Raw genomic sequence first — 7,428 nt, forward strand, 5'->3', positions numbered from 1 at the left:
TATATGCTTTGATAGGATTTGCAATGATCTTGCAGACCGGATGCAAAGGCATGTACGACAATTTGGAGAAATATGCCAAAGAGGATATCTATCCTGCCAAATAACGATACCATCATAAGGCAGGTAGGCTATGAAAGGGTGGAAATCGACCTGCTTAAAGCCGGAAGAATTCCCTCGAACAAAATCTATATGGGAAAAGCCAAGAAGACGGTAGTAGAATATGATGATAAGCGTATTGTCATTGATTCTGTAGTTTCTTGGGTAAACATAACAGGACTTACCGTATCAAAGCTGTATCGCTTCAAAGTATATACGGAAGATGAATATGGCAATAGGTCTGTTCCGCAGGAAATAGCGCTGATTCCTTATACGCAAACGGAGTTAAGTACTATTGCTGTTAAATCTCCACGTGTGCTAGCTTCTCCAACAGCAGCCGTACTAGATTGGACTGAGAACTTATCATCTATATTATTGGATTATTGCGGATTGACTTTTAAATACACTGATAATACCGGTGTTGAACGAACTGGAGAAAGATTATTAAATCCACGTATTTTCGCTGCAAATCTAACACCTGGAGACCGCATAAATATTGATGTGTATTATAAGGTTATTCCGAAAGTAAATGGGGAACGTATATTGGATACCGTAGAGCTATATCAGCCTGTGACTTTCAATATGCCGCTAGCCAATAGTATATTCCAGCCAGCTGAACCAGAAATATTAAGAGCTAATGGGATAAATACCTTTACAGCGCAAGCTATCGCGGATATTAAAAAGCTTGTCTATCCTGTGGACGTAAACACTTTGCAAGATTTATTTTACTTCAGTAATCTGGATGAAGTGGACCTTACAGGAGGAGACCTCTTTCAGATGAAAACTATATCTTACAATCGTAATGGTATCGTTGCTACCCTAGGAGGAGGTAGTTTCGATCCTTTTGCCAGAAGAGTGGGAGACATGCCAGAGGTAAATGCCCAGTTTCTGGTGGATTTGCTGGCCAACAACCTAGTGAAAAAAGTTAAATATATCCCTTATTCACTAGGAATAGACCACTTACTTCAACCTTATGTCAATAGTGGTGTAGTGGAACTAGTGCAGGTACCGGATGAAGCGGTGATTCCTCTGAAATATCTTATCAATGGGACAGTACAAGCCACTAACTGGAAGATTGACCTTATTGTAGATCCAGGAGATTATCCTGCAGGAGAGGGCTTATATAATGTCTTTAGAGTGATACTTCGAGATCGCTCTGCCTCATTCGCTTTCGTTATGCCTAAGGAATATGAATTCAATGCTCAAGTGTATAAGAAGCTGCGTTTTAAAGTTTAGTGCTCCAGCCAAAGACGCTTTTACCCAAGGAGCCATGTATGCAAATTATCAGAAGCTATGGCCTAGATTTATGAACTACCTATGGGCTTTCACTACAGAAAGTAGCTATGGACAGCAGCTATGGAACACTGTGGCAGCCGATTATTTTATTCCAGACAACAACCTGCAAAAATGGATCGATATGGAGGTCGACCTATCTAATATGATTGGTAAGCATAACCGTGTGATTGTTATTAATATAGGAGGAGAACCTTCTGGTACTTATGCACCGGCCAAAGATATCGTATATCATTTCGCTAATTTTAGACTTACAAAAGAGTAATTTCTTAGATCTAACTTTATAGAAAAGTGCTTTCACCGCAGATGGTGAAAGCACTTTTCGCATTATGACAGTGCAAATTACTTCCTAAATAGATAGTTGATTTCAATTTGGCAAGCAGACAAAATCTTATGTGCTTATTAAGGGTTATAAACGAAAAAAGCTCAACTGATGTTGAGCTTTAACTGTCTTAGCGGAAGGGGCGGGATTCGAACCCGCGGTACCGTTATCCGGTACGACAGTTTAGCAAACTGTTCCTTTCGGCCTCTCAGGCACCCTTCCGTGTTTCGACATTGCAAACATAAGGCAAAAAATTGACTCTGCAAACTTTAAAACAAGATTTTTTTACTTTTTTTTGCCTTTATTTAATAACATTCTGATTGTCAATTACAATTATTTTGCTGCTGCAGGCTCTTTTCTTTTACCCAAATCATAGTCAATCCGGACATGATAAATGCTCATGAGCATATTTTTGAAAATCGTGCTTACATCGCTGATATCTTTTAGGGTGATGTTGGCATTTACAAACTGTTTTTGGTCCAGTTTATACTGGATAATGTTGTCTACAAGATTCGAAATTGATTCTTGAGTGGGCTCTTTGAGCGCCCGTGCCGCCGCCTCTACCGAATCGGCCATCATCAACACAGCTGTCTCTTTGGAAAAAGGTATAGGTCCTGGATAGTGAAATAAGGATTCATCTACCAGCTTGTCTGGGTTGTTTTTGATGCATTCTTTGTAAAAGTAATCCACCCGGGTGGTGCCATGATGTGTTTTGATAAAGTCTATTATAACTTCTGGAAGCTTATGGCGTTTGGCTATTTCAATGCCTTTAATGACATGGGAAATAATGATTTGTGCACTTTGTTCCGAAGTTAATTCTTCATGTGGGTTTACCCCAGTCTTTTGATTTTCGATGAAATATCGTGGGTTTAGTATTTTGCCGATATCGTGATATAATGCTCCTGCACGCACAAGTAAGGAGTTACCGCCAATCTTATATATTGCTGCTTCAGCAAGATTTGCCACCTGCAAGGAATGTTGGAATGTTCCGGGAGCTTTCAGCGAGAGTTCTCTTAATAGTTTGGAGTTGGAGTTGGTAAGCTCCATGAGTGTCAAATCTGATACGATGCCGAACATCTTCTCGAAAGCATAAATCAAAGGATAGGCAAGGAGTGTTAATCCTACGCTGACAAAATATGGGAGAATATCACCCCAGTATATACTACTTAGTAATCCATTACGTGTGAGAACCAAGCCTATATGACCTACAATATATGTAGCCAAAATGAGCAGGCTGGAGATCAAAAACTGTTCGCGTTTCACCATGGTCTTGATACTGTATATGGCCACTAGTCCGGACATAAATTGTAGGAACACGAAGTCGTAACTGTTAGGCACAAAAAGCGCTGTTATCAAAACCATCAGCAAATGTATGTTTAGAGCTACACGAGTGTCAAAAAGAATACGGAAGATAATAGGCACACCACAGTAAGGGATAAAATAGAGACTGCTGATTTTGAGATTCATCGCCCAAGAGAATACGCCCAACATGCCTAAAATGACGATATAGATGATAGCCAGTAAGCGGTTGTTGTTGTAAATGTTGCGACGAAAGTAAAAGAGGAAAACCATTAGTAAGGCCATAGCAAGTCCTACAACCAGAAATTGACCTAGAGAAACATAAGTTTTGTTTCCAGAAATGCGGGCTTCGTCTTCAAAAACTTTACGTAGAGACTCTAGTTTTTGGTATGTTTCGTTGTTTACGATTTTATCTTTTTCGGCGATGAGTTCTCCCTTTTGTACCATCCCCGCGTGGTGGAAATGTTGCTCAACGCTGTCTGTTCGATCTTGTTTGTCAGATGTTCATTAAAGATATAGTTTACAGTAATGTAGTTTTTGAGAACTTCAAGTAGCCATTTTTTACGGGTGATGGATGCATCCTTTTCTATCGCTTCATGTGCATAATCTACGGCGCTTTCTATCGTAAAGCAATCGGCGGTATTTTTTTGTGTAGCAATGTTGTTGTCTACCAAGGTGAAGTTGTAGTTTGCTTCCGTTTCGCTTATTTTATCAGCTTCGGCACCTTTAGTTTGATAGCGGTTGTTCAGCGATATTACACCACGGTTGTAGATGTATGTTAATATCTCTTATTCCTTTGTTTTTGTAGGTTTGAATGTTGAGAGAGGATACCGTATCCATCTGGCTGCTTTGCCATTTTTCAGCGATGTCAGTGGTAAACTGATCTATTTGTTCTTTGCTGATATTAGGGTTGAGGTTATAGATAGGCTGTACCGTTTTCAACACCTGCTGGCGGTCACGTTCCATCTCCTCCTTGGTTTTCATGATGGCAAAGTTGTACGGTGAAATCAAGTTTTCGTGATTCCACGGTTTTCCTTTTTGAAACTCATACTCAAAGCGCGGTTGCTTCGGCAGGAAAGCACAGATGAGCAAGACTGTAAGTACGAGCATGCCATATTTCAGCCAAGGAGAGTTGTTCTGTAACTTATTGTCTATATAATTGATTTTTAGTTTTGCCACGGCTTGAATAATTTTTGTTTATAACAAAAGTAATTAATATCCTATGAAATTTTACTTCTCCCGTGCAGAATGCGCAAAAATGTCTTTATCTCCAAAATCATTTGATAGGGGGAAATAATAGATTTATCTTTGTTGACCAAATTACTATAATAGAAAATTAGATGTCGACGAATAAACACTTAATAGCGCCATCCGTATTGGCGGCAGACTTTGCGAATCTTGAAAAAGAAGTTAAAATGGTAAATGAAAGTGAAGCCGATTGGTTTCATATTGATATTATGGATGGTGTTTTTGTGCCTAATATTTCTTTTGGCTTTCCTGTGATGCAGGCTATAGCCAAGCATGCCACAAAGCCACTGGATGTGCATCTGATGATTGTAGATCCGGACAGATATTTGAAAGTGTGTAAAGATAGTGGTGCTGCGGTAATTACCGTGCATTATGAACCTGCACACATCTACATCGTACATTGGCGGCGATCAAAGAGTTAGGCTGCAAAGCAGGGGTTGCCCTTAATCCGCACACTCCTGTTCAACTGTTAAAAGATGTGATCCAAGATATTGACTTAGTTTGTATTATGTCTGTAAATCCTGGATTTGGAGGTCAGAAATTTATCGAACATACGTATGCCAAGGTAAGGGAATTGCGTGCTTTGGCAGCCGGTGTAAATGATAGTCTGCTTATAGAAATTGACGGAGGTGTGTCTACTGCAAATGCAGCAAAGTTGGTGAATGCCGGAGCTGATGTCTTGGTAGCAGGATCATTTGTTTTCAATGCCGAAAACCCCATCCAAACCATCAAGTCCTTGAAGTCCATATCGTCGGATGTGCAGTCGGTATAATACTATTGATGCAATTTGGAAAATTTCGATAGCAGGTTGGCGTAATTAAATATATTTTGTTTAGATTGATTCCAAATTGGTTTAATTTACATTCCACAGATATATTAAAGTGGGATTTTAGCTAAATTTGGCAACTAGCAAAAAAGCTGATTTTAAGAATGTAAATCAGCTTAGTGAGCAGAGATAAGAAAGTTAATTATGATGTGTATTTTTTTTAAAATGACGCATTATGAAAGACTTTAAAGGTTAAATCCGGCAATGCGATAGTGTTGCCTCAAATTGATAAAGAGTTAATTTATTTATGAGTAGTATTTACAACGATTATTTACTTGAAGTTGTAGAAAGAAAAGCACAAGGCTTAAATCCTAAACCAATCGATGGAGCAGAATTATTAGAAGAAATCATTGCTCAGATTAAAGATACCCAAAACGAACATAGAGAAGAATCACTTCGCTTATTTATCTATAACACTTTGCCGGGAACCACGCCAGCTGCCGGTGTTAAGGCTCAATTCCTAAAAGAAATCATCCTTGGTCAAGAAGTAGTAGCAGAGATAACGCCTGCTTTTGCTTTTGAACTGCTATCCCATATGAAGGGAGGTCCTTCTATTAAGGTATTGATTGATTTGGCATTAAGCGAAGATGAAAATATAGCCCGTCAGGCTGCTGAAGTATTGAAGACTCAAGTATTCTTGTATGATGCGGATACGGCACGTCTTAAGGCGGCGTATGAGGCTGGCAATGCTATCGCAAAAGATATTTTAGAAAGCTACGCTAAAGCCGAGTTTTTTACCAAGCTACCTGAAGTTCCGGAAGAGATCAAAGTGGTTACTTATATTGCTGCTGAAGGAGATATCTCTACGGACTTATTATCACCTGGTAATCAAGCACACTCGCGTTCGGACCGTGAGCTACACGGTAAATGCATGATTTCTCCGAAAGCACAGGAAGAAATTACGGCGTTGAAAGCTCAGCATCCGGATGCTCAGGTGATGTTGGTAGCGGAAAAGGGTACTATGGGGGTAGGTTCGTCCCGTATGTCGGGAGTGAACAACGTTGCTCTTTGGACAGGAAGACCGTCTTCACCATATATTCCTTTCGTGAATGTGGCACCTATCGTTGCCGGAACAAACGGTATTTCTCCGATTTTCCAGACTACAGTAGATGTTACAGGAGGTATAGGTATTGACCTGAAAAACTGGAGAAAGAAAACTGACGCAAATGGAAATGTAGTGTTGAACGAAAACGGTGACCCAGTATTAGAGGAAGTTTATTCCGTTGCTACAGGTACTGTATTGATCATCAACACAAAGTCAAAAAAATTATATAACGGTGATAAAGAGTTAATCGATCTTTCCAAGTCGTTGACTCCACAAAAATTAGAGTTTATCCGTGCCGGAGGTTCTTATGCGATAGTATTCGGTAAGAAAATACAAACTTTTGCCGCACAAACATTAGGCATTACAGCTCCTCAGGTATTTGCTCCTGCAAAAGAAGTTTCCATGGAGGGGCAAGGTCTTACAGCGGTTGAAAAGATATTTAATAAGAATGCTGTAGGTGTCACACCAGGTAAGGTCTTACATGCAGGATCAGATGTTCGTGTTAAAGTGAACATTGTAGGGTCGCAGGACACTACAGGTCTTATGACCGCACAGGAGCTAGAGGCTATGGCAGCTACAGTGATTGCACCTACTTTGGATGGTGCTTATCAGTCAGGATGCCACACTGCTTCGGTTTGGGATAAGAAGGCGCAAGCTAATATCCCTAAGCTGATGAAGTTTATGAACGAGTTCGGTCTTATCACGGCACGCGATCCTAAAGGGGTGTATCACTCCATGACTGACGTCATCCATAAAGTTTTGAACGACATGACAGTGGATGACTGGTCAATCATCATCGGGGGTGACTCCCATACACGTATGTCCAAAGGGGTAGCATTCGGTGCCGACTCGGGAACGGTAGCATTGGCTTTGGCAACGGGAGAGGCTTCTATGCCAATTCCTGAATCGGTAAAAGTTACCTTCAAAGGTAAAATGAAAGAACATGTAGACTTCCGTGATGTAGTACATGCTACTCAGGCACAGATGTTGCAACAGTTTGGTGGAGAAAACGTGTTCCAAGGCCGTGTTATCGAAGTGCATATCGGTACGCTTCTTGCAGATCAAGCATTTACGTTTACAGACTGGACTGCAGAGATGAAGGCGAAAGCTTCAATCTGCATTTCTCAGGATGATACACTTATAGAATCATTGGAAATTGCAAAATCTCGTCTTCAGATTATGATAGACAAAGGTATGGACAATTCCAATGGTGTATTAAAAGGGCTTATAGAAAAAGCGAATAAACGTATTGCGGAGATTAAATCCGGAGAGAAACCAGCTTTGAAACCAGACGATAAT

General features: G+C 40.2%; 6 protein-coding genes, 1 tRNA gene and 1 pseudogene. 4 read left to right on the forward strand and 4 right to left on the reverse strand.

Annotated elements, in window-relative coordinates; translation table 11 throughout:
- Positions 1-72: 72 nt before the first annotated feature.
- A complete protein-coding gene (locus SD31_RS12475; RefSeq protein WP_039054383.1) occupies positions 73-1,332 on the forward strand; it encodes a hypothetical protein in 1,260 nt (419 codons plus the stop codon).
- 70 nt (positions 1,333-1,402) lie between these two features.
- Complete coding sequence (locus tag SD31_RS16715) at positions 1,403-1,654, forward strand: hypothetical protein (RefSeq protein WP_197053704.1); 252 nt, start codon at positions 1,403-1,405, stop codon at positions 1,652-1,654.
- A 191-nt stretch (positions 1,655-1,845) separates the two neighbouring features.
- Here the strand turns inward: SD31_RS16715 and SD31_RS12485 are convergent.
- The 4 genes from SD31_RS12485 to SD31_RS19395 form a co-directional block, all read right to left on the reverse strand.
- Positions 1,846-1,933: transfer RNA gene (locus SD31_RS12485), tRNA-Ser, on the reverse strand.
- A gap of 111 nt (positions 1,934-2,044) precedes the next feature.
- On the reverse strand, positions 2,045-3,457 hold the full coding sequence (locus SD31_RS12490) for an HD family phosphohydrolase (RefSeq protein ID WP_231561575.1): 1,413 nt from the start codon (positions 3,455-3,457) through the stop codon (positions 2,045-2,047).
- On the reverse strand, positions 3,412-3,684 hold the full coding sequence (locus SD31_RS19390) for a hypothetical protein (protein ID WP_231561577.1): 273 nt from the start codon (positions 3,682-3,684) through the stop codon (positions 3,412-3,414). Before SD31_RS19390 ends, SD31_RS12490 begins: the two co-directional genes overlap by 46 nt.
- A 52-nt stretch (positions 3,685-3,736) precedes the next feature.
- Complete coding sequence (locus SD31_RS19395; RefSeq protein ID WP_231561578.1) at positions 3,737-4,189, reverse strand: hypothetical protein; 453 nt, start codon at positions 4,187-4,189, stop codon at positions 3,737-3,739.
- 161 nt (positions 4,190-4,350) lie between these two features.
- On the opposite strand from SD31_RS19395, the pseudogene rpe reads away from it, so the two are divergent.
- Both rpe and SD31_RS12500 read left to right on the forward strand, forming a co-directional pair.
- A pseudogene (gene rpe / locus SD31_RS12495) lies at positions 4,351-5,030 on the forward strand (ribulose-phosphate 3-epimerase).
- A gap of 301 nt (positions 5,031-5,331) precedes the next feature.
- A partial coding sequence (locus SD31_RS12500) for an aconitase family protein (protein ID WP_039054385.1) occupies positions 5,332-7,428 on the forward strand: 2,097 nt, incomplete at its 3' end.

Origin of the sequence: Sphingobacterium sp. T2 (genome assembly GCF_000814685.1) — a bacterium.
In the GTDB taxonomy this organism is placed as follows: domain Bacteria; phylum Bacteroidota; class Bacteroidia; order Sphingobacteriales; family Sphingobacteriaceae; genus Sphingobacterium; species Sphingobacterium thermophilum.